Genomic DNA, 24,734 nt, shown 5'->3' on the forward strand with positions numbered 1-24,734 from the left:
TGCATCGACGCTAGGAACGCGGGGCCAAGACTTCACCAAGAAACGAGATCGGTCTCGGCGTGCGGCAGGATCGGTGCCGATGCACCGACGTCGGAACACCTCCGTGTCCCGGTGCCGGTGCCGTGGAGGGAGCACAGGTGAGGTCACCGTGGTGGTCATCGATCGCTGACGCGGCGGTCACGTGGTCGTTCCGTTCCGGACAGGAGCGTGACCCGGACCGGTTGGCGTACCGCCGGTCCGTGGTCGGCATCGCGTTCCAGGTCGCCGTCGTGTCTGCGGCGCTGGTCGCCGCGATCATCGCCCTGGTGGTCGGGTACGTCCTCTGGCAGCTCACCCCGGGACAACTGCACGAGGCTCCGGGGGCGAGCGACGTCCGCATCTCCCTCGACACCGTCGACCTGAGCATCGCGGTGGTCGGGGTCGGCGGGTTCTCGATCGTCCTCGCCGGCCTCGCCGCGTGGAGGATCGCACGCCGTGCGGTGCGTCCCATCGCCGACGCCGCCCGTGTCCAGCGCACGTTCGTCGCCGACGCCAGCCACGAGCTCCGGACGCCGCTGGCGGTGCTCCATGCCCGTGTACAACGGCTGCACATGATGACGCCGGCGGACGACCCGCGGCACGCCGTCGTGGACGAGCTCCGAGGCGACACCCGTGTCCTGATCGACATCGTCAACGACCTCCTGGACGCTGCTGCGGGGAACAGCGGAGCGAGCGGGACGGCCGACCTCGCCGATGCCCTGGCGACCCTGCGGCGGGACATGACCGTCCTCGCGGTGGAGCGGGAGGTGCACCTCGACGTCAGGCCGGTCGACGCGGCACTCGCGGAGGCCACCCTGGCGGTGTCGGCGACGCAGCTGCACCGGTGCCTGGTCGCCCTGACGGACAACGCGATCGGTCACACGCGCGCCGGTGGCCACGTCCGGGTCTCGACGAGCGCGGGCGGTGCCTCCGCCGTGATCCGTGTCACGGACGACGGACCCGGCATCACCGGGATCCCTCCCGCCCGCGTCTTCGACCGGTTCGCCCACGGCACGCCAACCGGGCCGGCGGGTGCTGCTGGTCCGCGCACGGGGTACGGCATCGGGCTCGCGCTGGTGCGCGAGGTCGCCGTCCGTGCCGGCGGCGACGTCACCGTGGAACGCACCGGCACGGACGGCACCGTGTTCGCGCTCCGGTTGCCCGTGCGACCCGGCGGACCCGCCGACGACCAGGGGGACCGCTCGTGACCCTCCGACTGCTGCTCGTCGAGGACGACCCGCGACTCGGCCCCCTGGTCGCCGAGGTCCTCGGTGACGAGTGGGACGTGACACTCCGTGCCGACGGGGAGAGCGCGCTGGAGGCCGCCGCCCAGCAGTACTTCGACGTGATGGTCGTCGACCGACGGCTGCCCGGCATCGACGGCACCGAGGTGATCGCCACCCTGCGGGAGCGCCGCATCAGCACGCCGGTGCTCATGCTGACGGCGCTCGGGGCGGTCAGGGACCGCGTGTCGGGCCTCGACGCCGGCGCGAACGACTACCTGGTGAAGCCGTTCGACTTCGACGAGCTCACCGCACGACTCCGAGCGCTGACCCGTGACTACTCCGGCACGGGGGCCACGATCGAGATCGGCGGATGGGCCTTCCACCCCGACGACCAGAGCATCACGTCCCCGTACTCAGGCAGGGTGATGCTGACGGAGAAGGAGACCGCGATGCTCCGCCTGCTCGCGAGTGAACCAGCGCGCGCCTTCACTCGCCAGCACCTGCTCTCCGCGGTCTTCGAGCGCGGCGAGCAGGTCGGCACCGTCGACACCTACGTGCACTACATCCGGCGCAAGACCGACCGCGACCTGATCACCACCATCCGCGGCGTCGGCTACCGACTCGGCACCCCGGCCTGAACACGACCCGCTGACACCTCCCGTCCGTCGAAGTGCGGACTGGTGCCCTCCGTCGTCCAGGGTCAGGATGCAACCAGTTGCACACTGCAACGACCCTGCTTCGTCCGACAGAGGAGTCGTCATGAAGAAGTCCATCGCAGCCGCGTTCGCCGCGGTCGTCGTCGTCGCCGGTGGCGTGTTCGCCGCCGCCCCCGCCTCGGCCCTGACCGCCAGCCCCCAGGTCGTCGGCGGGGAGAAGGCCCCCTCCACCGCCTGGGCCGTCCAGCTCCAGGCCTCCGGGGGCTCCATCCCCTCCGGCTACGTCAGCACCTGCACCGGCGAACAGGTCTCCGGTTCCTGGGTGCTCACCGCCCGCCACTGCATCGACGGCATCGGCGCGATGAACGTCTACCACTCCAACTCCACGGTCAACCGGGGGACGCCCGTCGCGGTCGACCGGGTCAGCGCGGCCCCGACCGGCGACATCGCCCTGGTGCACCTGCGGAGCGCCTACGCCCTGTCCTCGTACGCGCCGCTCGACCTGGCAGCGACGGCGAAGTCGACCGGCACGGGCACGATCCAGGGCTACGGCCTGCGCGCGAACGCGGTCCAGTCCGACGGCCTGTACCAGGCGAGCGTCGCCCTCACCGGTGCCAGCACCGACGCCTTCGGCGGTCGCGCGCAGCACGTCTCGGGCGTGACCGGTGCCTCGAACCACGGGGACTCCGGCGGGCCGCTGCTGGTCGGCGGCAAGGTCGTCGCGGTCTGCTCGACCGGCGACAGCGCCGACCCCGGCGCGAACACGTCGGCCGGCTCCAACTACGCGCTGCTCTCGCAGTCCGCCTCCTGGATCCGGTCCACGGCCGGCATCTGAACCACCTGACGGACTGGAGGCTCCCCACCGGTCACGGCCGTCCCGCCGCTGGCGCGTCGGTCCGGAACCGGCCGGCGTGGGCCCAGGTGCCAGCTGGCACCGAGCCTCCAGTCCGTCGTCTGGTCGCGTCCAGGTCGCGACCGCCTGGCTGAACGGGCGCCCCGGCGCGCTGAGGAAGCTGGATCCATGAGCCAGTACGACATGCGTGACCCGAACAGCCTCTACCCCGCCCCGCCGTTCCCGAAGCAGGAGCAGTCGCTCCCGGGTGCTGCCTGGAAGATGGACCCGAAGCCGGACCACGGCGAGGAGAGCTACGTCGGCCGCGAGCGGCTGACCGGCTTCCGCGGCATCGTCACCGGCGCCGACTCAGGAATCGGCCGCGCCGCCGCGATCGCGATGTCGCGTGAGGGTGCCGACCTGGTGCTGTCCTACCTCCCCGACGAGCAGGAGGACGCCGAACAGGTCCGCGACCTGCTCGAGGGCGAAGGCCGTCGTGCGGTGCTCGTGCCCGGAGACATCTCCGACGAGCAGTACTGCAAGGACCTCGTCCAGAAGGCCGTCGACGAGCTCGGTGGCCTCGACACCCTCGTCATGGTCGCCGGTCGCATGGAGAGCAACGAGGACATCCTCACGCTCGACACCGAGATGTTCGACTCGACGTTCAAGACGAACATCTACTCCCTGTTCTGGCTGACGAAGGCCGCCGTGCCGCACCTCGAGCCCGGTTCGACGATCGTCACGACCGGATCGATCCAGGCATCGTCGCCGACGCCGGACAAGATCGACTACGCCGTGTCGAAGGGTGCGATCAAGCTCTTCACCGAGGCCGTCGCCCAGCAGCTCGCGCCGAAGGGCATCCGCGTGAACTCGATCGCGCCCGGCCCCGTGTGGACGCCGCTGCAGCCGGGTTCGGACGACGCCGAGAAGGTGTCGCAGTTCGGTGGCGACTCGCCGTTCGGTCGCCCCGGCCAGCCCGCAGAGCTCGGCGCCGCGTACGTGCACCTGGTCAGCCCGGAGTCGAGCTACCAGTCGGGCTCGACCATCACGATCGCCGGCGGCACGCCCGCCTTCTGATCGACCACCTGCGACGCGGGGCCGACGACGGCCCCGCGTCGCAGGGATGACGACCGGTCACCCGGTCCGGACGCCCTCCACTCCCAGCACGCCGAGGAGTGCGAGGGCGTCGGCATCCGGTGATCCGGCCGGTGCCGTGTAGAGCACGAGCCACTGGCCGCGGTCGACCAGGGCGAGGCTGTCGCAGTCGACCGTGACCGGGCCGACCACGGGGTGGTCGAACGTCTTGGACAGCACGGTCGTCGTCGGAACGTCGTGACGGTCCCAGAGCCGCGCGAACTCCGCGTTGTCCGCCCGGAGCTCCTCGACGAGCCCGACCACGGACGGGTCCTCCGGGTACTGCGCGCGGACGGCGCGGAGCTGCCGGACGACGTGCTGGCGGAACTCGGCACCGTCGGAGATGCCGTAGGGCGGCACCGTGTCGGCGGGGTGTGCCCCGGGCGGGAACGCCTGTCGGGCGAGGTTCCGCTCGGCCGGGAGCCGCTCGCCGAAGTCCTCCATGAGCGCGGCCGCGAGCGGGTTCCACGCGAGGACCTCGAACGTGGCGGAGAGCACGATCGCCGCCGTCTGCGGCAGGCGCTCGACGAGGGCGACGATGCTCGGTCGGACGTCGCGGCGCACCCGTCCGTGGTGGAGCGGCGCCGTGCCCGCCAGGGTGTGCAGGTGCGCGGACTCGACGGCGGAGAGGCGGAGCGACTCGGCGATGCCGGCGAGCACCTCGGCGGACGGCCGTGGCGCGCGGCCCTGTTCGAGCCGCACGTAGTACTCGGTCGAGATGTGGGCCAGGACGGCCACCTCTTCACGCCGCAGTCCGGGCGTCCTCCGTCGCGAGCCCGTCACCAGGCCGACGTCCGAGGGCTGCAACCGCTCCCGCCGCGAACGGAGGAACGCCGCCAACTCCTGCTCGTCCATGCCAGGAGTCTGCGCCCCGTGCGCCGCTGGTGTCGTGGTACCGGTCGTACCTGGCTGCGCCGGTGCGCAGCGGTGACGCTGACGCCATGACCGAGAACAGCATCCAGTCCACCTCCGACACGTCCACCACCGCTCCCACCGGCCTGCTCACCGGGAAGGTCGTCTTCATCACCGGCGCCAGCCGCGGCATCGGAGCCGCAGCAGCACGGCTCTTCGCCCGGGAGGGCGCGGCCGTCGTGCTCGCCGCCCGGAGCACCGCCGCGCTCGAGACCGTCGTGGACCAGGTCCGCGCGGCCGGCGGGGTCGCTGACGCCGTCCCGCTCGACCTCGCCGACCCGGCGAGCATCCGCGCTGCCGTCGCGCGCGTCGACGAGCTGCACGGACGGCTCGACGGGGCGTTCAACAACGGTGCGACGATCCAGCACCCCGGGCCGCTCGACACCACGAGCGACGAGGACATCGATGCGCAGTTCGCCGTGAACTTCCGCGGGCACTGGGTCGCGATGACCGCGGAGGCCGCCCTGATGCGCCGGACGGGTGCCGGGGCCATCGTGAACACCTCGAGCATCGGCAGCCGACGCGCGAACCCGGCACTCCCCGCGTACGGCGCGATGAAGCGGGCGCTCAACAGCATCACCGAGACCGCGGCCGTGACCTGGGCGTCCGACCGCATCCGGGTGAACGGGATCACCCCGGGCGGCACCGCCACGGAGATGATCGACGCCTGGGAGGCGGCGACCCCGGGCATCGTCGAGCAGGTCAACGCCTCGATCCCGCTCGGACGGATGGCGGAGCCCGAGGAGGTCGCCGAGGTCGCCGCGTGGCTCCTGAGCGACCGTGCCGCGATGGTGACCGGCGCGATGATCCCCGTCGACGGCGGTGCCGGCGCCTGACGCGTGGGACGTCCGTCGACCGGCGTCGCTGCGGCTGACGGACCGGCTGCGGTCCGACCACTGACGGGAGGCTCGGTGCCAGCCTGCACCGAGCCTCCCGTCCGCCTGGGGCTGGGTCGCCAGCCCCAGGCCCGCGTCAGATGAACTGCCGGAAGTTGGTCGACGCCAGGTCGAGCAGCTCGTCGCCGCGTCCGCTGAGGACGGTGCGGATGGCGTAGAGCGTGAAGCCCTTCGCCTGCTCCAGGGTGACCGCCGGCGGCATCGACAGCTCCTGCCGGTTCGCCTTGACGGAGACCAGGGCCGGCCCGTCATGGGCGAGGGCGGCGGCGAGCGCATCCTCCAACTGGTCGGATTCGTCGACCCGGAAGCCCTTCAGCCCGATCGCCTCGGCCACGGCGGCGAAGTCGGGGTTCGTCAACTCGGTACCGAAGTTCACGAAGCCGGCGGCCTTCATCTCGAGCTCGACGAAGTTCAGTGACGAGTTGTCGAACACGACGATCTTCACCGGCAGCTTGTTCTGCACGATGGTCACGAGCTCTCCGAGGAGCATCGTCAGACCGCCGTCCCCGGCCATCGCGATCACCTGCCGATCGGGGAACGCGGTCTGCGCGCCGATCGCCTGCGGCATGGCGTTCGCCATCGAGCCGTGCCAGAACGACCCGATCAGCCGCCGCTTGCCGTTCATCGTCAGGTAGCGGGACGCCCACACGACGGGGGAGCCGACGTCCGGGATGAACACGGCGTCGTCGTCGGCGAGCTGGTCGAGGACCCTGGCGACGTACTGCGGGTGCAGGGGCTTGTGCTTGCCGGCGGGCACGGCCAGGTCGTCGAGCTTCTCCCGCGTCTTCCGGTAGTGCTTGCGGGCGTCCTGCAGGTGGTGTGCCGGCTTCGAGGCGGTCAGCAGGGGCAGGAGTCCGCGGGCGGTGTCCTTGACGGTGCCGACCAGGCCGATGTCGACCGGGTGCCGCTTGCCGAGCTGTTCGCCCCGGATGTCGACCTGCACGTGCTTCGCCTTCGCGGGGAAGAACTGGGGGTAGGGGAAGTCCGTGCCGAGCATGAGGACGACGTCGGCGTCCTCCATCGCGCGGTAGCCCGACGCGAACCCGAGCAGGCCGGTCATCCCCACGTCGTAGGGGTTGTCCCACTCGATGTGCTCCTTGCCGCGCAGGGCGTGCACGATCGGGGCCTGCAGGCGTTCCGCGAGGGCGACGACCTCGTCGTGGGCACCCGCGACCCCGGCACCGGCCAGGATCGTCACCTTGTCGGCGCCGTTCAGCAGGTCGGCCGTGCGCTGGAGCTCGGCGTCGGAGGGGATGATGCGCGGTTCTGCCCGGCCGATGCGGACCGCACGGTCGTCCTTCGCCTCGGCGAGCAGGACGTCGCCGGGGATGACGAGCACGGCGACGCCGCGCTTCTCGACGGCTTCGCGGATCGCGATCTCGAGCAGGCGCGGCATCTGGACCGGGTCGGCGACGTACTCGACGTAGACGGAGCACTCGCGGAAGAGTTCCTGCGGGTGGGTCTCCTGGAAGTACCCGGTGCCGATCTCCGCCGTCGGGATGTGCGCGGCGATCGCGAGGACGGGCACGCGGGAGCGGTTTGCGTCGTACAGGCCGTTGATCAGGTGCAGGTTGCCCGGTCCGCAGCTGCCCGCGCAGACGGCCAGGTCCCCGGTCAGGTCGGCTTCGGCCGCGGCGGCGAACGCGGCCGCCTCCTCGTGGCGGACGTGCTCCCAGCTGATCGTGCCGTCCTTCCGGATGGCGTCGGTGAAGCCGTTGAGCGAGTCCCCGGGCAGGCCGTAGACGCGGTGGACGTCGTTCTCGCGGAGTGTGGCGACGATGGTCTCGGCGACGGTCGGCATGCGGTTCCTCTCGTGGTGGACGTCTCCCGGTCTAGTCGGTGCCGTCGTCCTGTGTGTTCTCTGATGGGACCGAGCCGTGACTTCGCCCGTCGGACTGGGACGATGGGCGGATGATCGACGACGCGCCGCCGCTCCGCCCCCGCCGACGAGAGCCCGACGCGAACGGCATCCTCGTCCGGTCCGCGTACCCGCTGTCGACGCTCGTGATCGGCATCGCGGCGGTGCTCGTCCTGACCGTCGTCGGGTTCTTCCTGGGCACGGTGGACATCGGTCTCGCGAAGGCCCTCAACGAGCTGCACACCGGCGCGCTCCGGGGCTTCACCGACGGCGTCTACCACGCGATCAGCCCCGTGCCGGCGATCATCGTCACCGTCGTCGTCACCGGCGTGATCTGGGCGGTGCAGCGGAACATCCGGCCGGCGGCGGCCTTCGCCGGGGTGGTCGCGATCACGTGGGTGCCGTCGGCGATCGTCAAGGAGCTCGTGCACCGCGCCCGGCCCGACGTCAGTGTGCTGCCGCACCCGTTCCCCGTGCAGCCGGACCCGGGCTACCCGAGCGGGCACACGGTCTTCATGGTGGCGTTCACCATCGCGCTCTGCTGGGTGTTGCGCGACACCCGGTGGCACGGAGTCGCAGTCGTCGTGGGGACCGTGGCCGTCGTCGTCGTGTGGTTCTCGGTGACGATCGACGCCGTGCACTACCCGACCGACGCACTGGCCTCGGTGGCGTGGGCGCTCGCGGTGGCCCCTGCCGCCCGGCTGGTCTGGGTCGACTGGCTGATGCCGCGGCTGCCGGTGCTGCGTCCGGCGCGGCCCGTCGCACGCTGACGGAGGCGCTGCCCGTCGCACGCTGACGGCGGCGCCGACGGAGGTGCTGACGGCTGACGCGGGCGAGGCGGCAAGACACCGGCGTTCCTCGTCCACGCCGCGGATGTCCGCGGCGCGACTGACGAACACCGGTGTCTCGCGGGAGCTCAGGCCGCGCGGACGGTCCTGCCACGTGCAGCCAGCAGCGCGATCACCGCGACGACCGCCGCGGCGAGCATCACGATCGCCAGGGGAGCGGCCGTCGTGGACCCGCCGATGCTCACCAGCGGGGACACCAGCGCGGCGAGGCCGAACTGCAGCGCGCCGAGCACCGCCGACGCGCTGCCGGCGGCGGACGGCACGGCTCCCAGTGCCAGTGCCGTCGCGTTGCCGAGCACCAGGCCGAGGCTGCCGACCGCGGTGAACAGCGGCACGGCCAGGGCGATGACCGGGGCACTGGTGGCGACGAGCACGGCGAAGGCCACCGTCGACGCGAGCACGAGCACGATGCCGAGCGACAGCACGCCCCGCACGGAGTGGCGTTCCGTGAGCTTGGCGGACAGGATGCTGACGCCCATCAGCGCCAGGGCGTTGATGCCGAACGCGATCCCGTACTCGACGGTGCCGAAGCCGATCATCTCCTGGTACAGGAACGGCGACGCCGAGATGTACGCCATCATCACCGCGAACGCGAAGCCGAACACCGCGGTGTAGCCGAGGAACGTGCGCGAGCGCAGGGCCCGCAACGGGGACCCCGTTGCCTGGCGTTCGGCGCGGAGCTCGTCACGGCGGGAGCGCAGGTGGGTCTCGCGGATCACGGCCAGCACCGCGACGAGCATGACGACCGACAGCCCGAGGACGATCGTGAGCAGCCCGCGCCAGCCGATCGGGCCGGTCAGCAGCCCGCCGAGCAGCGGTGCGACGACCGGGGCGACGCCACCGACGATCATCATGAGCGAGAAGGCCCGGGCGGCGGGCTTGCCGGTGGCCAGGTCGGAGATGACCGCGCGGCTGATGACCATGCCGGCCGCACCGCCCAGTCCCTGCAGCAGCCGAGCCGCCACGAGCACACCGACGGTCGGCGCGAGCACCGCTGCCGCGCTCGCGAGCACGCACAGCGCCGCCCCGGCGACGAGCGGGGGAACTCGGCCGAACCGGTCCGACAGCGGCCCGAAGACGAGCTGTCCGACGGTGACGCCGACCAGGAACGCGGTCAGGGTGAGCTGCACGGTGGTCGCCGAGGTCTGCAGCTCGGTCGTCATCTCGGGGAAGGCCGGCAGGTACAGGTCGGTGGCGAAGGGTGCCACGGCGCTGAGCAGGCCGAGCACGAGCAGCAGGGCGGTGGTGATGCCCTGTTGCCGGGTCGTGGGCGTCGCGATGTCCGCGCGGATGGTGCCGGTGTCCGTCGTCATGATGATGAAACCATAACGCATAGAGTTATGAATGCATAACCGCTTGCGATCGGCGCTACAGTGCAGGGATGGACGCAACGGTGACCGACGAGGCGCTCGCCGACCTCGCGGACCTCGTGCTCCGGGTCTCGCGCGAGATCGACCCGAACGGCAGCTCGGCCCTCGACGTCGTCCCGCTGACCGGCACCGAGGTCCTCGTCCTGCGATGGGTGGACATGCACCCGGGGACGTCACCGAGCGCCACGGCCGAGGCGACGGCACTGCAGCGGAGCAACCTCAGCGCCGCACTCCGGTCGCTCGTCGCGAAGGGCATGGTCGACCGACGTGTCGACCCCCGCGATGCCCGGCTCGTGCAGCTGTTCGCCACCGAGCAGGCGGCGGCGAACATCCGCGTACTCCGCGCGCATTGGGCAGGGAAGCTCCGGGCGGCGCTGGGTGACATCGCGGATGACGACCTCGACCGCGTGACGGACGCCGTCGCCCTGCTGACGCGGTTCGACGACGGGCTCCGACCGGCCGGCTCCTAGGCTGCCCCTGCTGCGCCCGCTGCGCCTGCTGCGCCCGCCGCCCCCGCTGCGCCCTCGTCGTCCTCGATCGGCAGCAGCCGGCGAGCACCGTGCCCCTCGGAGCTGAGCGCGTCCCCGGGGTTGACGACCAGGCAGGCGTTGAGCGAGACGCACCCGCACCCGATGCACCTCGTCATCTCCTCCTGCAACCGGGCGAGCTCGAGCTGGCGGGCACGGAGTCGCGCCCGCCATCGCTCGTTCAGTCGGTTCCAGTCCCGCAGCGACGGCATCCGGTCCTGGGGCAGGGCCGCGAACTGGTCGGCGACCTCGCTCAGGGGGATGCCGAGCCGCTTGGCGACCTGGATGATGGCGATCCGCCGCTCCATGTGCCGCGGGTACAGCCGCGTGCCACCGTCGGTCCGTTCGGGGCGGATCAGGCCCTTGCGCTCGTAGAAGTGCAGCGCCGACGCAGCCACGCCCGTCCGCGCGACGACCTCGCCGATCGTCAGCAGGTCGGTCGGACGCGGCCCGGAGTTCTCGACCATGGTGGAGATCCTAGCGAGCGGCGGCAGCGGCGGCAGCGGCCGCGACCGGCGACCGCGGCCGCCACCGGCGACCGCGGCCGCCACCGGCGTCACCGCTGCTGGAACGACTCCCAGAGCAGGAACCCCGTGAAGGCCACGAACGGCAGGAACGCCACCAGGTTCAACCACCGGTGCTCGACGATGACGGCGATGAACTCCCGCAGGAACGCGCTCGGCACGTAGTACGGAGCCGTCGGCGACCCGATCACCTGGGCCGGCAGGTCGAGCTGGCGCGCCAGCACCGCGGCCCGGAGCACGTGGTAGTTGTTCGTCACGACGACGACGTGGCCGTCCCGCCCCGCCTCGGTCTGCACCGCTCGCGAGAAGCGGAGGTTCTCACGCGTGGACCGCGACGCCGTCTCGGGCAGGACGTCCGCGGCCTCGGCGCCGTTCGCGAGCAGGTACTCGGCCATCGCGGTGCCCTCGGCCCGCGGTTCGTCGGCGCCCTGGCCGCCGGACGGGACCAGCACCGGACGCCGTCCCGCTGCGACCTCGCTGCGGTACAGCGCGAGTGCCCGGTCGAGTCGGCTCCGGAGCAGGGGCGGGACCTCGCCGCGGACGAGCCCGGAGCCGAGCACCACGATCGCGTCCGGCGCCTCGCGGAACCGCATCCGCCCGTACACGACCGAGTACACCGCGAACGCGACGAAGGCGAGTGCCACGTACACGCAGAGGAACACGAGCAGCACGACGGCCGACACGGCCAGGGTGTCGGGCACGTCCTGCTCGCCGTCGGTCGCGATCGCGAACACCACGACGGCGACGGTCGGCAGCACGAACACGAGCACGCCGGCGACGAGCGAGAGCAGGTTGCCGAGACTGCGGCCCTCGCGCCGGAGCATCTGCACGCCGTTCACGATCAGGGCGACACCGAGGGCGACGACGGCGAGCGGGACGAGCAGCACCACCAGCCCGACGACGATCCCGAACCCCGGGACGACGGCGGTCAGGATCGACACGACCGCAGCCGCACCGAACAGGACCGCGGCGGTGAGGAACACCCCGTTCCGCAGCATCCGCCGGTCATGGCGACGGCACAGGACGTAGAGCAGCAGGAAGACCAGCGCGGGGACGAGTCCCGCGGCAGCAGCGATCACGGGGTGGCCGTTCGGAGCGCGGTCATCCCAGCACGCTACCGGCTCACCCGACCGCCCGACGGATGAGCTCGGCCACCGTTGCCTCGTCGTCGGTCGAGAACTCCGGGGTGACTGCCCACGACGTCGGCCAGAAGGTGCCGTCGTCGAGCCGCGCAGGGTCCTGGAACCCGAGCGTCGAGTAGCGGGCCTTGAACTTGGCGGCGTCCTGGAAGAAGAACACCACCGTGCCGTCCTTCGTGTAGGCGGGCATGCCGTACCAGAGCTTCGGCAGGAGGTCGGGTGCGACCTCGAGCGCGATGCGGTGGATGCGTTCGGCCAGCCCCCGGTCGGGCTCGGGCATCTCGGCGATCTTCGCCAGGAGGGCCTCGAGGTCCGCTGCAGCCTTCTCGGCCTTGGACCCGCCGCGTCTCCTGGAGGCCTTCACCTCGGCCGCGCGCTCCTGCATCGCCGCGCGTTCCTCGTCGGTGAACGGGGCCTCATCCGTCGTCCGTGCCATGGCGTTCCTCTCGGTTGCGCCCAGTGTCCTCCTGAGACCGCCCGGGTGCCACGTGCCAGGCTCGGAGCATGACCTACATCGCCAGCGACGACCGCTACGACTCGATGACGTACCGCCGGACAGGCCACTCCGGCCTCGACCTGCCGCTGCTCTCCCTGGGCTACTGGCACAACTTCGGGGACGACATGCCCTTCGAGGACCAGCGGGCGATCAGCCGTCGCGCGTTCGACCTCGGCATCACGCACCACGACCTCGCGAACAACTACGGGCCGCCCTACGGCGCCGCGGAGGTCAACTTCGGCCGGCTCATGCGCGAGGACTTCCGCCCGTACCGGGACGAGATGGTCGTCTCGACGAAGGCCGGCTGGGACATGTGGCCCGGCCCGTACGGCCAGGGCGGCGGGTCGCGCAAGTACGTCCTCGCCTCGCTCGACCAGTCCCTGACCCGGATGGGACTCGACTACGTCGACGTCTTCTACTCCCACCGCCTCGACTCGTCGACGCCGCTCGAGGAGACCATGGGCGCGCTGCACACCGCCGTGCAGCAGGGCAAGGCGCTGTACGTCGGCATCTCCTCCTACGACGCGGCCCGCAGCCGCGAGGCCGTCGAGATCCTCCGTGACCTCGGCACCCCGCTCCTGATCCACCAGCCCTCGTACTCGATGCTGAACCGCTGGATCGAGACCGAGGGGCTCCTCGACGCTGCCAGCGAGCTCGGCTTCGGTGTCATCGGCTTCACCGCGCTGGCCCAGGGCCTGCTGACCGGACGCTACCTCGACGGCGTGCCCGCGGACTCCCGTGCGGCCGCCGGCAAGACGCTCGACCCGTCGTCGATCACGCCCGAGGTCGTCCAGCACCTCAACGCGCTCAACGCCGTCGCCGAGGCGCGCGGCCAGTCCCTGGCGCAGCTCGCCCTCGCCTGGGCGCTCCGCGACGAGCGCGTCACCTCGCTCGTCATCGGGGCGTCGCGGGTCTCCCAGCTCGAGGACAACGTCGCCGCCCTGTCGAACCTGTCCTTCACCGACGAGGAGCTCCGCACCATCGACGAGCACTCCGTGGGCATCACCGACGTCGACCTGTGGGCGGGTGCGCGCTCCGGCGCCGTCTCCTGACGCACCGCCTGACGGACTGGAGGCCCGGTGCCAGCTGGTACCGGGCCTCCAGTCCGTCCCGGCGCACGTTCTGGCCCATCGCGTCCGCGATCGCACGTCGTTCCGCGCGTGACGCCGACGAGAAGATCGACGCCGCGGAGCTCCGGACCATCGCGCTGCAGTCGACTGTGGTCGAGGTCGCCCTCCGCGCCACACGACCCTGTTCGAGGTCGGTGGAGCCAGCGCGACGGACCGGGACCGCGCCCTCGACCGGCACTGGCGGAACGCCAGGACCCTGTCGTCGCACAACCCGGTCGTGTTCCAGCAGCGGGTCGTCGGCGACCACCTGGTGAACGGCGCTCCCCTGACGTACTTCTGGGCCACGGGCGAGACCCGGTGACACCCCAGAACCCTGCGCACCACGGAGGCGATCTGTCACACGATCACCGCCCCAGCTACACTTAGCGCAGTAAGTGTCGAGAACCTCCCGCCGCAGCGACAGATCGGAGCACCGTGGACTGGCCCGCGATCTCGTCCGAAGAGCTCTGGTTCGAGTCGAAGTACGCGGGGTTCGGTGTCGCGGCGAGCCGCCGCACTGCCCTCGGGCATCCGTACCGTGCGGCCGTGCCACCGCTCATCGCGGATCTCGACCCTCGTGTGAGTTCGTCGGTCGCGGCGCTCGTGGACGATGCGGTCGAGGCGCTGGTCCGATTCGACGCGCAGCTCGGCGGTGAGATCGCACCGTTCGCAGCGCTCCTGCTCCGCTCCGAGGCAGCAGCGTCCTCGCAGATCGAGAACCTCACCGCCAGCGCACGGGCGATCTACACAGCAGAACTCGGTGACGACTCACGGCAGAACGCCGCGCAGATCGTCGCGAACACCCGGGCGATGCAGAGCGCGCTCGAGCTCGCTGACGACCTCACCCCCGCCTCCGTCCTCGCGATGCACGCGGCGCTGCTCGACGGCGACACCCATCACGACGCCGGTGTCTGGCGGACCGAACCCGTCTGGATCGGTCGGAGCGCTGACAGTCCAGCCGGAGCCGACTTCGTCGCGCCCGCGTCCGAGCGCGTCCCGGCCCTGGTCGACGACGTCATGGTGTTCTCGCGGCGGACTGACCTGCCGCGGCTCGTGCAGATCGCCGTTGCCCACGCACAGTTCGAGACGATCCACCCGTTCACGGACGGCAACGGTCGCACGGGCCGCGCGCTGATGCAGGCGATGTTCCGGGGGACCGGGCTGACCAGGAACGTCACCATCCCGGTGTCTGCCGGCCTGCTCACGGACACCGCCGGGTACCACGCAGCACTCGACGAGTACCGCACGGGCGAGGTCGAACCGATCGTGGTCGCCACGGCCGAAGCGGCCTTCCGCGCGGTGAACAACGCCCACGAGTTGGTGGACGACATCCACGCGGTCCAGGCCGCGTGGCGTGCGACCGTCAAGGCGCGTGCGGACTCGGCGGTGTGGCGCGTCCTCGAGGTGGTTGCTCGTCAGCCCGTCCTCACCGGGGCGTCGCTCTCGGCGCAGCTCGGGCCGTCGGTCAACGTCTACCGTGCACTCGACGCGCTCGCGGCGGCCGGGGTGCTCGTGGGGAAGTCGGAGCACAAGCTCCGTGCCAAGGTCTGGCGGAGCGATGACGTCCTGCAGGCGCTCGACGCCTTCGCGCGCCGGGCCGGACGTCGGGGCTGACGACCCCGCTGGTACCCTCGGGACCGCAAGTGTGTATCTACCGGTCGCCGCACCTCGGCGGACAGCGGCGGCACCCGATGGGTCCGCAGCTCCACGGCGGGCCGAGAAGGCACACCACGACATGCTCCAGGCGCGCTCCGCAGACGCTTCCCTGATCGCCCACGCCGGGCGCTCCTACTTCCCGATCGCGTTCATCGCCAGGCTGCCCTTCGCGATGATGGTGGTCGGCGTCCTGACGCTCGTCGTCGCCTCCCGTGACTCGGTCGCGCTCGGGGGCATCAACTCCGCGTTCGTCGGCATCGGCTCGGCGATCGTCGGCCCGATGGTCGGCGCAGCAGCAGACCGGTTCGGGCAGCGGACGGTCCTGGTCCCCGTCGGCCTGGCGAACGCCGCGCTGCTCGGGGTCTTCGTGCTCGTCGTGCAGAGCACCGCCCCGGACCTCGCCGTCCTGGCGCTGTCGTTCTTCGTCGGAGCCAGTGCGCCGCAGGTCGCCCCGATGTCCCGTACCCGGCTGGTCGCCATCATCCGGCAGCGCATGGCGCCGGTCCGGCAGGAGAAGGTCCTCAGCGGGACGATGGCGTACGAGTCCGCGGCCGACGAGACGGTGTTCATCATCGGGCCGTTCCTGGTCGGGCTGCTGGCGAGCGCCATCGCGCCGTGGGTCGCCGTGGCCGGCGCGTCGGCGCTGACGTTCGTCTTCGTCACGGCCTTCGCCCTGCACCCGACGGGCCGTCTGGCCGTGGGTCAGCAGGCGGAGGTCGCGCAGGCACCCGCTCGGCAGCTGCTCCGACCACGCCTGGTCGTGGTCGTCGTCGGCATACTCGGGATCGGGTTCTTCTTCGGCTCGACGCTCACGTCCCTGACGGCGTTCATGGAGACCCACGGCGAGTCCTCGCAGGCGGGACTGCTCTACGGCCTGATGGGCATCGGCTCGGCGGGCCTCGCGCTCGGGTCTGCGGCGTTCCCGCGGGCGTTCGGCATCGGCTGGCGCTGGCTGGTCTTCGCCGTCGTGCTGCTCGGCGGGGCGATCGCCTTCGCGTCGGCGGACTCGGTCCTCATGGTCGGGATCGTCCTGGCGGTCATGGGCATCGGCATCGGCCCGACCCTCGTCGCGCAGTACAGCCTCGGCTCGGACCGCTCCCCGGTCGGCCGGTCCGCGACGACGATGACGATCCTCGGGTCCGCGGTCATCGTCGGGCAGTCGCTCACCTCGGCCGTGGTGGGTGAGGTGGCCGAGTCCTCGGGCACGCAGACGGCGATGCTGTTCCCCGCGATCTCGGCCGGGATCGTCGTGCTCGCCGCGGTGGTCAACCTCGTGCTGTCCCGCCGCGGCTGAACGTTCCCCTGACGCCCGCGATGGGAAGCGGGAACGCGCGTGGGTGATCGGAAGGAACGACCTCCGACGCGCGATTCGACCCCCGACGCGCGGAACGACCCACCACGCGCGGAACGCCCGCGGCGCGAAAGAGCTCCGCGTCACGACTCCGTGTCGTCGACCAGCAGGTCCTCGTGGCGGTAGTCGTTCGAGCGCAGCCCCGCGCGGGCGATCATGTGCGTCGACACCGGCACCAGGAACAGCTGGAACACCATGATCGGCAGCACCACGAAGAACGCCGTCCACGTCCACACCGCCACCACGATCGCGGCGAGGGCGAAGGCCAGCCCGAGCACCTGCGGCTTGGACATGGCGTGCAGGCGGACGAGCGGGTCGGGGAAGCGGACGATCCCCACGCCCGCGCCGAGCGACAGCAGCGACCCGACGATCAGCAGCCCGAGGGCGATCCACGCGCGGACGCCGGCACCGTCGACGAAGGACTCGATGACCTCGATCACGATCCCTCCGCTCGTCGTTCGGGGGTGGTGGCGTCGGTGCCCTCGTCGGACGGGTCGGAGGACGGGGTCACGGCGCGGGCGACGGCGATCGTGGCGAAGACGCTCGTCGCCGCGATGACCACGAGCACCGGGATGCCGGCGAGGTCCTGCCGGACCACCATCGCCGCGGCGATCACGACGAGCACGGTGGTGAGCACCATGTCGGAGCCGATCATCCGGTCGAGGATCGTCGGACCGCGGACGATCCGGAAGACCGCCATCGCGAGCGTCGCCCCGAGCAGGGCGAGGACCAGTGCGATGCCGATCCCCATGACGACGACTGCTGCGCTCATCGGGTCACCTCCGGCGGCGGGTCGGACAGTTCGGACACGTCCTGCTTCGAGCCGACCGCCCGGATCACGAGGGCGTCGATCCCGAGGGCCTCGCGCCTGGCGGCCTCGACCTGCTCGACGCGTTCGGTGTCGAGCACGTGCAGCAGCAGCCGACGGCGCTTCAGGTCGACGTCGGCGACGTACGACCCGGGCACGAGCGACACGGCGAGGGTCGCCAGCGTGAAGGTCATCTCCGACGTCGTGTGCAGCTGCACGAGCACGATCGAGCTGCGGCGGACGCCCCGCGGTCGGACGGCCACCCAGGCGACGCGGAACGACGCACGGAACACCAGCCCGGACCAGACGACGAGGAACCACAGGAACCGCAGCGGCGAGAACCGCGTGGACAGCGGCACCGGCGGCAGGGGCAGCAGCTGCGTCACGAGCAGCGCCACCACGATGCCGCAGAGCAGCGTCAGCGGGCTCCACGACCCCCAGAGCAGCGCCCACAGGACGGTCAGCCCGGCGGCGAGCGGCACGTCGTAGCGCCACGCGACGACGATGCGTCGGGCGTTCGCGATGCGGCGGGTGTCGTCCCTCATGGGCGCTCCCCGAGGACGGCCTGCACGTACTGCACCGGGGACTCGAGCGACTGGGCAGCGCGGGTCGCGTAGCCGTAGAGGGGGCCGGCGACGACGGTCAGCGCCACGGAGCCGAGCACCGCGACGGTGGTCACGCCGACCATCATGCGGGGCAGGCGCGCCTTCTCGCCGGTTCCGGGCGACGGACGGGAGGCCCGCCCAGCGCTGGCAGCGTCAGTGACGGTCACCGAGCCTCCCGTCAGCACTGAGCCGTCGGTCTCCGAGATCGTGACCGGCGCGGGTTCCGGCGCACGGAGCGTCTCGTGCGGCTCCGCGACGGCCGCGTGCGGGGCCGCGGGCTCGGCGGCGGGCTTCGGCCGCCAGAAGGCGGCGTCCCAGACGCGCATCAGCGCGTAGAGCGTCAGGAGCGAGGTGACGACGCCGGCGCCGATCGTCACGTACGCCAGGGGGCTGCCGTCGATGGCCGCGGCGCGGAACAGGCCGAGCTTGCCGATGAAGCCGGAGAACGGGGGGATGCCCCCGAGGTTGAACGCCGGGATGAGGTAGAGCGCCGCCAGCAGGGGAGCGGCCTTGAGCAGGCCGCCCAGCGACCGCGTGGACGTCGTGCCGCCGATGCGCTCCATCAGGCCCGAGACCAGGAACAGGGTGGTCTGCACGACGATGTGGTGCACCGTGTAGAACACCGCGGCGGCCGTGCCCGCGACGGATCCCAGGCCGACGCCCATCACCATGAACCCGATGTGGCTGATGAGCGTGAAGGACAGCAGACGTTTGACGTCCGTCTGCGACACCGCGCCGAGCACGCCGACCACCATCGTCAGGGCGGCGACGACGAGCAGCACCTCGTTGAGTTGTGGCCGCGGGAAGATGACCGTCTCGAGCCGGATGATCGCGTAGATGCCGACCTTCGTCAGCAGACCGGCGAAGACCGCGGTGACCGGGGCCGGGGCGGTCGGGTACGAGTCGGGCAGCCAGAACGCCAGCGGGAACACGGCGGCCTTGATGCCGAAGCCGATGAGCAGCATCGTGTGCAGGAGCAGCTGCACGTGGTCGGGCAGCCCCGCGACGCGCTCGCTGATCTGGGCGATGTTGACCGTGCCGGTGGCGCCGTAGACCAGTCCGATGGCGGAGAGGAAGATCGCCGAGGCGATGAGGCTCGTCACGATGTACGTCGTGCCGGCCCGGACGCGCTGCTCGCTGCCGCCGAGGGTGATCAGCACGTAGCTGGCCACCAGGAGCATCTCGAACGCGACGTAGAGGTTGAAGAGGTCGCCGGCGATGAAGGAGTCGAGCACGCCGGCGGCGAGCACGAGGTACGTCGGGTAGAAGATCGTGACCGGGGCCTCGCTGTCGTCCGCGGCCAGGCCCTGCCCGATGGAGAACAGCAGGACGACGAGCAGCACGCTCGCGGACACGGTCAGCAGCAGGGCGCTCAGGCGGTCCACGACGAGCGAGATGCCGTACGGGGCGTCCCATCCGCCGACCTGCACCACGATCGTGCCGTGCTGGTCGACGAGCACCATGAGCGTGGCGGCCACGGCCAGGGCGACGACGAGCACGGCGACCGTGATCGCGCGCTGGATGCGCTGGTGCCGGAGGAGTCCGAGGGCCACCGCCGCGCCGAGCAGCGGGACGAGGACGAGGAGCGGGACGAGGAAGGTCATCGGGATCCCTCACGCTCGTCGGTCGGTGCTTCGTGGTGGCGCTCGTGGCCGTCGTCGGGTGTCCCACCGGTGTCCGTGTCGGTGTCGACCTCGGTGTCGACCTCGGTGTCGTCCTCGTCCGTCGACTCGCCGCGAGCGCTCCGGATGGCGACGTCGGCTTCGTCGACCTCGACCTCGTCCGCACGGGACAGCGTCCACGAGCGGTGGATCAGGGCGAGCAGGAAGGCGCTGACGGCGAAGGTGATCACGATCGCGGTGAGGGCGAAGGCCTGGGGGAGCGGGTCGGTGATGCCCTCGGAGGACTTCCCGATCGGCGGGTCACCGGCGGCGCCGGACATCACGAGCAGCAGCAGGTTGAGCGCGTTCCCGAGGAGCAGGAACCCGAGCAGCATCCGCGTGAGCGAGCGTTCGAGCAGCAGGTACACGCCGCAGGCGAAGAGCACGGCCATCGCGATGACGAGGACGAGTGTGACGGTCATGCGGAGACCTCCTCGGGGTCGCGGTCCACTTCGATGGTGTCGCGGGTGGAGGTGCGCGAGTCCTCGAGGCGCTGCCGGTCGACCTCGGCGCCGAGGCTGCGCAGCACGTCGAGCACCAGGCCGACGACCACCAGGTAGACACCGATGTCGAAGAACGTCGCCGTGACGAACTCGACGTGCCCGAGGACGGGGACCGTGGCCTCGAAGAACTCCGAGTACAGGGCTTCCTTGCCGAAGAACATCGGGACGATCGCCGTGATCGCGGCCGTCGCCACCCCGAGCCCCAGGAGTCGGCCGGCCCGGACGGGCGCGGCGGCACCGAGTTCGGCGGGGCCCCCGGCGAGGTACCGGGCCGCGAGCGCGATGCCCGCGACGAGTCCGCCCGCGAAGCCACCGCCCGCGGCGTTGTGTCCGGCGAACAGCAGGTACACGGACAGCACGACCAGGCCGTGGAACAGCAGGCGGACGACGACGTCGAGCAGCGCGCTCCGCCCGGTCGGCAGCGCGGCGCTCGTCGGCAGCCAGGCGCGCGGCTCCCCGTCGCGACGCTCGTCGGCGGACTCGGGCCGGTCGCGCAGACGGGGCAGGGTGTCCTCGCGCGAGTTGACGAAGATCAGGCTCGCGACACCGGTGGCCGCTGCGACGACGACCGTCAGCTCGCCGAGGGTGTCCCAGCCGCGCAGGTCGACGAGGGCGACGTTCACGACGTTCAGGCCGTGGCCGAACGAGCTCGTCAGCGCGGGCAGGTCCGGCCAGATCGGCGGCGCGGTGCGGGCCGAGGCCGCGACGACGACGACGATCGCCAGGGTCAGCCCGGCCAGTCCGGCGAACAGGGCGCGCAGCACCCGGAAGCGCGAGGGGTTCGCGGTCGCGATGCGCGGGGGGAGCCGGCGGAGGACGAGCACGAAGGCGATGAGCGTCACCGTCTCGACGACGAGCTGGGTCAGCGCGAGGTCCACGGCGCCGTGCAGGACGAAGAGCACGGACATGCCGTACCCGGTCACCCCGACCAGGACCGCCGCGGCGAACCGGGTCTTCGCCGTCAGCACCGAGATCGCGGCGATCGACATCACGATCATGACCGGCACCTGGCCCCACGAGTCGGCGAACCGGACGTGGAACTCCCACGGACCGCCGAGCACCAGGTTGGCGAGGGCGCCGGCGACGAAGACGGAGAGGATGACCGTCAGGTAGTAGGGGAGCGAACCGCGCTGCAGGAACGCGGTCAGGCCCGTTGCGCCATGGTCGAGCCCGCGCATGACCCGTCGGTACGTGCCCGCGGCGCTCGGGGACCCGGCCAGCCGGTGCTGCAGGGCCTCGACGCGCGTGCGGGCGAGGAAGAGCGCGACGCCGCCGAGGAGCGTCAGGGCGGAGATGCCGAGCGCGGGCTCGAGACCGTGCCACAGCGCCAGGTGCGGCACGGGTTCGCCGGAGTGCGACGCGGCCTCCGCTGCCGGTTCGAGCCCGTGGGCGACGACCGGCGTGAGCAGCCCGAGCGCGAGCCCGGCGAGACCGAGCACCGACGGCACGACACCGAGTCCGTGCAGTGCGTGCGGCTCCGTCTGCTCGACCCCGGGCTTGCGGCCGAAGGTGCCCCAGAGGAAGCGGAGCGAGTACGCGACGGTCAGGACCGAGCCGATCGTGACGCCGACGAGCGCCACCCACGCCCAGGCGGCACCGGGACCGTGCAGGGCCTCGACGACGCCCGTGAGCACCGCCTCCTTCGCGACGAACCCGATCGTCGGGGGGATGCCGGCCATGGACACGAGGGCGAGCACCGCGACCGTCGCGAGCCACGGCATCCGCCGGCCGAGCCCGCTCAGCCGGTTGAGCTCGCGGGTGCCCGTGACGTGGTCGACGGTGCCGACGACCAGGAACAGCGTGGACTTGAACGTGGCGTGCGCGACGAGCAGCGCCACCCCGCCGAGGGCGATCGCGGGGGTGCCCCAGCCGGCGGCGAGCACGAGGAACCCGAGCTGCGCGACGGTGCCGTAGGCGAGCAGCAGCTTGAGGTCGGTCTGGCGGAGCGCCCGGTACCCGCCGACCAGCATCCCGAGCACGCCGAGCACCGTGATGGTCTCCCGCCAGCCCCCGAGCATCGCGAACGCCGGGGCGAGGCGCGCGACGAGGTAGATCCCGGCCTTCACCATCGCGGCGGCGTGCAGGTAGGCGCTGACCGGGGTCGGCGCGGCCATCGCGGCGGGCAGCCAGAAGTGGAACGGGACGATCGCGGACTTGGTCAGTGCCCCGAGGAGGACCAGCACCACGGCGACCGTGACGAGGGTGCCCGACGGGGCCTGCTCGACGATCGCGGAGAGCTGCGTGGTGCCGGTGCGCACCGACAGCATGACCAGCCCCGCGAGCATCGCCAGGCCGCCGGCCGTGGTGACGACGAGGGCCTGCATCGCGGCCGCCCGGCTCGCCCGCTTGACCGAGTCGTGGCCGATGAGCAGGTACGAGAAGACGGTGGTGGCTTCCCACAGGATGAACAGCACGATGACGTCGTCGGCGATCACCAGGCCGTACATCGACCCGGCGAACGCCGTCAGGACGCCCGCGAACCGTCCGAGCCCGGGCTCCTTCGGCCCGAAGTACGACGCGCAGTAGACGAGCACGAGGGCTCCGACGACCGAGACGACCAGTGCGAGCACCCAGGACAGGGCGTCGACACGCAGGGCGAGGGCGAGGTCGAGCTCCGGTACCCAGGTGGCGCGCTCGGTGACTCCGCCGTGCAGGGCCCGGTCCGTCTGCGTGACGGTGAGCACGGCGGCGGCGGCGGGTGGCAGGGCCGCGAGGTAGAAGACGCGGCGGCCGAGGAGCGGCGTGAGGGCCGGCACCAGCAGGGCGACGACGGCGAACGCGACGAGGACGGTGACCATGGGGCGCCTCCTCGGGGTCGGGCGTGACAGTCCGGCTCTGGGTGGCTCACAGGCTACCGAGAGCCGGGTGAGCAGAACCTGTGCGGCCGGACAGGAAGCACAGGCCGTGCGCCGGGCTGCGAGTGCTGGCTACCGCCCGTACGCCCGCGCCGGGATCTGCGTCGCGAGCTTGCCGCCCGACACGTCGAGCAGCGTCCCCGTGATGTACGACGACGCGTCGCTCGCCAGGAACACGAGCAGGTCGGCCACGTCGTCGGCCGTCTCCCACCGCCGCAGCGACAGCGTGTCGAGGAGCCGGTCCTGCGCCTCGGCGGGCATCGTCGCGAAGCCGTTCATCGCCGTCGGCACCATGCCCGGCGCGTACGCGTTCACGGTGATCCCCCACGGCCCGAGCTCCGACGCGAGCACCCGGGTGAACGCCACGACGGCCGACTTCGACGCGGCGTAGGCGGCGCTCCCGACGCTCGGCACGATGGCCGCGAACGACGCCGCGTTGATGATCCGCCCGCGTCCCGCCGCCTGCATCACCGGCGCGACCGCCTGGCTCATCAGGAACGTGCCGCCGAGGTTGACGTCCATGCACCGCTGCCAGGCGTCCCACCGCAGGTCGGCCACGAGTCCGTCGACGTTCACGCCGGCGTTGTTCACGAGCACGTCGATCGTCCCGTGGGTCTCGACGACGGACGCGATCGCCTGCTCGACGGACGCGGGGTCGGCGACGTTGCAGACCACGTGCTCGAGCGGGAAGTCCGGGTCGAACGCCAGGTCGAGCGCGACGACGCGGGCGTCCTCGGCGACGAAGCGGTCGGCGAGCGTCCGGCCGATGCCGCGCGCCGCCCCGGTGATGACGACCACGCGGTCGCGGAGGTCGAGGTGCATGGGGTGCTCCTTCTCAGCCGACGGTCGTCGTCGACACCACCAGCCATACCATTGCAGGATGACGAGCGCGGGCGCGGCGAGCACGGACACCGGGACGACGAGCACGACCACCGGACGCGTCCTCTGGGTCACCGGCGGCGGCAGCGGCATGGGGGCGGCGGCTGCCCGCGCCGCGGCGGCGACCGGCTGGACGGTCGTGCTCAGCGGGCGCCGCGCTGACCGTCTGGAGCAGGTCGCCGCCGAGGTCCGGGCAGCGGGCGGTGCGGCCGACGTCCTGCCGCTCGACGCCGGCGACCCGGACGCCGTCACGGCTGCCGCCGCCGCGATCGCCGAGCGGCACGGCCGCCTCGACGGGCTCGTCCTCGCCGCGGGCCTGAACACCCCGGCCCGACGCTGGGACGACCAGTCGATGGCCGACGTCCGCGCGGTCCTCGACACGAACCTCACCGCGGTGCTCTCGGTGGTCGACGCCGCACTGCCGGCCCTCCGCACGAGCGCGGCGGGCGGCGTCGTGGTCGTCGTGTCCTCGTACGCCGGGTGGTCGTTCCAGCCCGGGGCGGGTGTCGCCTACTCGGCGTCGAAGACCGCGCTCGGCTCCGTCGTCCGTGGTCTGAACCAGCAGGAGGCACCGCACGGCGTCCGCGCCACGCACCTCTGCCCGGGCGACGTCGCCACGGACTTCCTCGACCAGCGCCCGCAGGTCCCGGACGCCGCCGCCCGCGCCGTGATGCTCACGCCCGAGGACATCGGCCGCACCATCGGCTTCGTGCTCGATGCCCCCGCGCACGTGCGCGTGGACGAGCTCGTGATCAGCCCCGTCGCCCAGCGGTGACCGTCGGGGACCCGGCCACCTGACGGCCGGCCGGGTGTCTGCCGGACAGGTGCCGAGCCTCCCGTCCGTCCCCTGACCGCCCGCGTACCGTCCGCG

The 24,734-nt window shown here is 71.8% G+C and carries 25 protein-coding genes; 12 read left to right on the forward strand and 13 right to left on the reverse strand.

What is annotated here, in order from left to right:
- Positions 1–137: 137 nt before the first annotated feature.
- The 4 genes from OVA28_RS05290 to OVA28_RS05305 all read left to right on the forward strand — a co-directional run bounded on the left by OVA28_RS05290 (position 138) and on the right by OVA28_RS05305 (position 3,809).
- Positions 138–1,226 (forward strand): sensor histidine kinase, encoded by a 1,089-nt coding sequence (locus OVA28_RS05290; protein WP_268096044.1) that lies wholly within the window; start codon positions 138–140, stop codon positions 1,224–1,226.
- On the forward strand, positions 1,223–1,882 hold the full coding sequence (locus OVA28_RS05295) for a response regulator transcription factor (RefSeq protein WP_268096046.1): 660 nt from the start codon (positions 1,223–1,225) through the stop codon (positions 1,880–1,882). Before OVA28_RS05290 ends, OVA28_RS05295 begins: the two co-directional genes overlap by 4 nt.
- Positions 1,883–2,003: 121 nt before the next feature.
- Positions 2,004–2,735, forward strand: a complete 732-nt coding sequence (locus tag OVA28_RS05300; RefSeq protein WP_268096047.1) for a S1 family peptidase — start codon at positions 2,004–2,006, stop codon at positions 2,733–2,735.
- Positions 2,736–2,921: 186 nt separating this feature from the next.
- Positions 2,922–3,809 carry an SDR family oxidoreductase gene (locus OVA28_RS05305; protein WP_268096048.1) on the forward strand — a complete coding sequence of 296 codons (888 nt, stop codon included), beginning with the start codon at positions 2,922–2,924 and terminating at the stop codon, positions 3,807–3,809.
- Positions 3,810–3,866: 57 nt separating this feature from the next.
- On the opposite strand, the gene OVA28_RS05310 is transcribed toward OVA28_RS05305, so the two are convergent.
- Complete coding sequence (locus OVA28_RS05310; protein WP_268096049.1) at positions 3,867–4,721, reverse strand: helix-turn-helix transcriptional regulator; 855 nt, start codon at positions 4,719–4,721, stop codon at positions 3,867–3,869.
- 86 nt (positions 4,722–4,807) lie between these two features.
- Here OVA28_RS05310 and OVA28_RS05315 point away from each other — a divergent pair, with 86 nt between their 5' ends.
- On the forward strand, positions 4,808–5,614 hold the full coding sequence (locus OVA28_RS05315) for an SDR family NAD(P)-dependent oxidoreductase (protein WP_194659787.1): 807 nt from the start codon (positions 4,808–4,810) through the stop codon (positions 5,612–5,614).
- Between the two features lie 136 nt (positions 5,615–5,750).
- Here the strand turns inward: OVA28_RS05315 and poxB are convergent, their stop codons facing one another.
- Entirely contained in the window at positions 5,751–7,475 is a 1,725-nt protein-coding gene (poxB, locus tag OVA28_RS05320) for a ubiquinone-dependent pyruvate dehydrogenase (protein ID WP_268096050.1), read from the reverse strand.
- Positions 7,476–7,585: 110 nt separating this feature from the next.
- On the opposite strand from poxB, the gene OVA28_RS05325 reads away from it, so the two are divergent.
- On the forward strand, positions 7,586–8,302 hold the full coding sequence (locus OVA28_RS05325) for a phosphatase PAP2 family protein (protein ID WP_268096051.1): 717 nt from the start codon (positions 7,586–7,588) through the stop codon (positions 8,300–8,302).
- A 146-nt stretch (positions 8,303–8,448) separates the two neighbouring features.
- On the opposite strand, the gene OVA28_RS05330 is transcribed toward OVA28_RS05325, so the two are convergent.
- On the reverse strand, positions 8,449–9,693 hold the full coding sequence (locus OVA28_RS05330) for a multidrug effflux MFS transporter (protein WP_194659790.1): 1,245 nt from the start codon (positions 9,691–9,693) through the stop codon (positions 8,449–8,451).
- Between the two features lie 68 nt (positions 9,694–9,761).
- On the opposite strand from OVA28_RS05330, the gene OVA28_RS05335 reads away from it, so the two are divergent.
- Complete coding sequence (locus tag OVA28_RS05335; protein ID WP_268096052.1) at positions 9,762–10,220, forward strand: MarR family winged helix-turn-helix transcriptional regulator; 459 nt, start codon at positions 9,762–9,764, stop codon at positions 10,218–10,220.
- Here the strand turns inward: OVA28_RS05335 and soxR are convergent.
- The 3 genes from soxR to OVA28_RS05350 form a co-directional block, all read right to left on the reverse strand.
- Positions 10,217–10,744: a redox-sensitive transcriptional activator SoxR gene (soxR, locus tag OVA28_RS05340; RefSeq protein WP_268096053.1), complete on the reverse strand. Its 528-nt coding sequence runs from the start codon at positions 10,742–10,744 to the stop codon at positions 10,217–10,219. The genes OVA28_RS05335 and soxR overlap by 4 nt on opposite strands.
- Before the next feature lie 89 nt (positions 10,745–10,833).
- The gene (locus OVA28_RS05345; RefSeq protein WP_268096054.1) at positions 10,834–11,880 is read right to left on the reverse strand and encodes a YdcF family protein; all 1,047 of its coding nucleotides are present in this window, start codon (positions 11,878–11,880) and stop codon (positions 10,834–10,836) included.
- A gap of 43 nt (positions 11,881–11,923) precedes the next feature.
- Positions 11,924–12,376 (reverse strand): iron chaperone, encoded by a 453-nt coding sequence (locus OVA28_RS05350; protein WP_268096055.1) that lies wholly within the window; start codon positions 12,374–12,376, stop codon positions 11,924–11,926.
- A 68-nt stretch (positions 12,377–12,444) separates the two neighbouring features.
- On the opposite strand from OVA28_RS05350, the gene mgrA reads away from it, so the two are divergent.
- The 4 genes from mgrA to OVA28_RS05370 all read left to right on the forward strand — a co-directional run bounded on the left by mgrA (position 12,445) and on the right by OVA28_RS05370 (position 16,495).
- Positions 12,445–13,488, forward strand: coding sequence for an L-glyceraldehyde 3-phosphate reductase (gene mgrA / locus OVA28_RS05355; RefSeq protein ID WP_194659793.1), 1,044 nt, complete (start codon positions 12,445–12,447; stop codon positions 13,486–13,488).
- Positions 13,489–13,687: 199 nt separating this feature from the next.
- Positions 13,688–13,867 carry a hypothetical protein gene (locus OVA28_RS05360; RefSeq protein WP_442780821.1) on the forward strand — a complete coding sequence of 60 codons (180 nt, stop codon included), beginning with the start codon at positions 13,688–13,690 and terminating at the stop codon, positions 13,865–13,867.
- Between the two features lie 113 nt (positions 13,868–13,980).
- Positions 13,981–15,159 (forward strand): Fic family protein, encoded by a 1,179-nt coding sequence (locus tag OVA28_RS05365; protein ID WP_268096057.1) that lies wholly within the window; start codon positions 13,981–13,983, stop codon positions 15,157–15,159.
- A 121-nt stretch (positions 15,160–15,280) separates the two neighbouring features.
- Positions 15,281–16,495 carry an MFS transporter gene (locus OVA28_RS05370; RefSeq protein WP_268096058.1) on the forward strand — a complete coding sequence of 405 codons (1,215 nt, stop codon included), beginning with the start codon at positions 15,281–15,283 and terminating at the stop codon, positions 16,493–16,495.
- Between the two features lie 140 nt (positions 16,496–16,635).
- Here OVA28_RS05370 and mnhG read toward each other — a convergent pair whose 3' ends face one another.
- The 7 genes from mnhG to OVA28_RS05405 form a co-directional block, all read right to left on the reverse strand.
- On the reverse strand, positions 16,636–16,992 hold the full coding sequence (gene mnhG, locus OVA28_RS05375; RefSeq protein WP_268096059.1) for a monovalent cation/H(+) antiporter subunit G: 357 nt from the start codon (positions 16,990–16,992) through the stop codon (positions 16,636–16,638).
- Positions 16,989–17,324, reverse strand: coding sequence for a sodium:proton antiporter (locus OVA28_RS05380; RefSeq protein WP_194659797.1), 336 nt, complete (start codon positions 17,322–17,324; stop codon positions 16,989–16,991). The genes mnhG and OVA28_RS05380 overlap by 4 nt, the downstream gene beginning before the upstream one ends.
- On the reverse strand, positions 17,321–17,905 hold the full coding sequence (locus tag OVA28_RS05385) for a Na+/H+ antiporter subunit E (RefSeq protein WP_194659798.1): 585 nt from the start codon (positions 17,903–17,905) through the stop codon (positions 17,321–17,323). Before OVA28_RS05385 ends, OVA28_RS05380 begins: the two co-directional genes overlap by 4 nt.
- The gene (locus OVA28_RS05390) at positions 17,902–19,569 is read right to left on the reverse strand and encodes a Na+/H+ antiporter subunit D (RefSeq protein WP_194659799.1); all 1,668 of its coding nucleotides are present in this window, start codon (positions 19,567–19,569) and stop codon (positions 17,902–17,904) included. Before OVA28_RS05390 ends, OVA28_RS05385 begins: the two co-directional genes overlap by 4 nt.
- The gene (locus OVA28_RS05395; RefSeq protein WP_268096060.1) at positions 19,566–20,048 is read right to left on the reverse strand and encodes a Na(+)/H(+) antiporter subunit C; all 483 of its coding nucleotides are present in this window, start codon (positions 20,046–20,048) and stop codon (positions 19,566–19,568) included. Before OVA28_RS05395 ends, OVA28_RS05390 begins: the two co-directional genes overlap by 4 nt.
- Entirely contained in the window at positions 20,045–22,927 is a 2,883-nt protein-coding gene (locus OVA28_RS05400; protein WP_268096061.1) for a Na+/H+ antiporter subunit A, read from the reverse strand. Before OVA28_RS05400 ends, OVA28_RS05395 begins: the two co-directional genes overlap by 4 nt.
- A 129-nt stretch (positions 22,928–23,056) precedes the next feature.
- A complete protein-coding gene (locus OVA28_RS05405; protein WP_268096062.1) occupies positions 23,057–23,806 on the reverse strand; it encodes an SDR family NAD(P)-dependent oxidoreductase in 750 nt (249 codons plus the stop codon).
- Positions 23,807–23,864: 58 nt separating this feature from the next.
- Here OVA28_RS05405 and OVA28_RS05410 point away from each other — a divergent pair, with 58 nt between their 5' ends.
- Positions 23,865–24,638 (forward strand): SDR family oxidoreductase, encoded by a 774-nt coding sequence (locus OVA28_RS05410; protein ID WP_268096063.1) that lies wholly within the window; start codon positions 23,865–23,867, stop codon positions 24,636–24,638.
- The last annotated feature ends 96 nt before the right edge of the window (positions 24,639–24,734 follow it).

Origin of the sequence: Curtobacterium sp. SL109, assembly GCF_026672405.1 — a bacterium.
Taxonomy (GTDB): Bacteria; Actinomycetota; Actinomycetes; order Actinomycetales; family Microbacteriaceae; genus Curtobacterium.

Bases quoted from the DNA above. Each gene is read 5' to 3' on its own strand.
- OVA28_RS05305 (WP_268096048.1), top strand. From the start codon at position 2,922: ATGAGCCAGTACGACATGCGTGACCCGAACAGCCTCTACCCCGCCCCG.
- OVA28_RS05380 (WP_194659797.1), bottom strand. From the start codon at position 17,324: ATGAGCGCAGCAGTCGTCGTCATGGGGATCGGCATCGCACTGGTCCTC.
- mgrA (WP_194659793.1), top strand. From the start codon at position 12,445: ATGACCTACATCGCCAGCGACGACCGCTACGACTCGATGACGTACCGC.
- OVA28_RS05350 (WP_268096055.1), bottom strand. From the start codon at position 12,376: ATGGCACGGACGACGGATGAGGCCCCGTTCACCGACGAGGAACGCGCG.
- OVA28_RS05300 (WP_268096047.1), top strand. From the start codon at position 2,004: ATGAAGAAGTCCATCGCAGCCGCGTTCGCCGCGGTCGTCGTCGTCGCC.
- OVA28_RS05400 (WP_268096061.1), bottom strand. From the start codon at position 22,927: ATGGTCACCGTCCTCGTCGCGTTCGCCGTCGTCGCCCTGCTGGTGCCG.
- OVA28_RS05315 (WP_194659787.1), top strand. From the start codon at position 4,808: ATGACCGAGAACAGCATCCAGTCCACCTCCGACACGTCCACCACCGCT.
- OVA28_RS05390 (WP_194659799.1), bottom strand. From the start codon at position 19,569: ATGACCTTCCTCGTCCCGCTCCTCGTCCTCGTCCCGCTGCTCGGCGCG.
- OVA28_RS05330 (WP_194659790.1), bottom strand. From the start codon at position 9,693: ATGACGACGGACACCGGCACCATCCGCGCGGACATCGCGACGCCCACG.
- OVA28_RS05410 (WP_268096063.1), top strand. From the start codon at position 23,865: ATGACGAGCGCGGGCGCGGCGAGCACGGACACCGGGACGACGAGCACG.
- OVA28_RS05325 (WP_268096051.1), top strand. From the start codon at position 7,586: ATGATCGACGACGCGCCGCCGCTCCGCCCCCGCCGACGAGAGCCCGAC.
- OVA28_RS05370 (WP_268096058.1), top strand. From the start codon at position 15,281: ATGCTCCAGGCGCGCTCCGCAGACGCTTCCCTGATCGCCCACGCCGGG.
- OVA28_RS05335 (WP_268096052.1), top strand. From the start codon at position 9,762: ATGGACGCAACGGTGACCGACGAGGCGCTCGCCGACCTCGCGGACCTC.
- OVA28_RS05395 (WP_268096060.1), bottom strand. From the start codon at position 20,048: ATGACCGTCACACTCGTCCTCGTCATCGCGATGGCCGTGCTCTTCGCC.
- OVA28_RS05385 (WP_194659798.1), bottom strand. From the start codon at position 17,905: ATGAGGGACGACACCCGCCGCATCGCGAACGCCCGACGCATCGTCGTC.
- poxB (WP_268096050.1), bottom strand. From the start codon at position 7,475: ATGCCGACCGTCGCCGAGACCATCGTCGCCACACTCCGCGAGAACGAC.
- OVA28_RS05310 (WP_268096049.1), bottom strand. From the start codon at position 4,721: ATGGACGAGCAGGAGTTGGCGGCGTTCCTCCGTTCGCGGCGGGAGCGG.
- soxR (WP_268096053.1), bottom strand. From the start codon at position 10,744: ATGGTCGAGAACTCCGGGCCGCGTCCGACCGACCTGCTGACGATCGGC.
- OVA28_RS05405 (WP_268096062.1), bottom strand. From the start codon at position 23,806: ATGCACCTCGACCTCCGCGACCGCGTGGTCGTCATCACCGGGGCGGCG.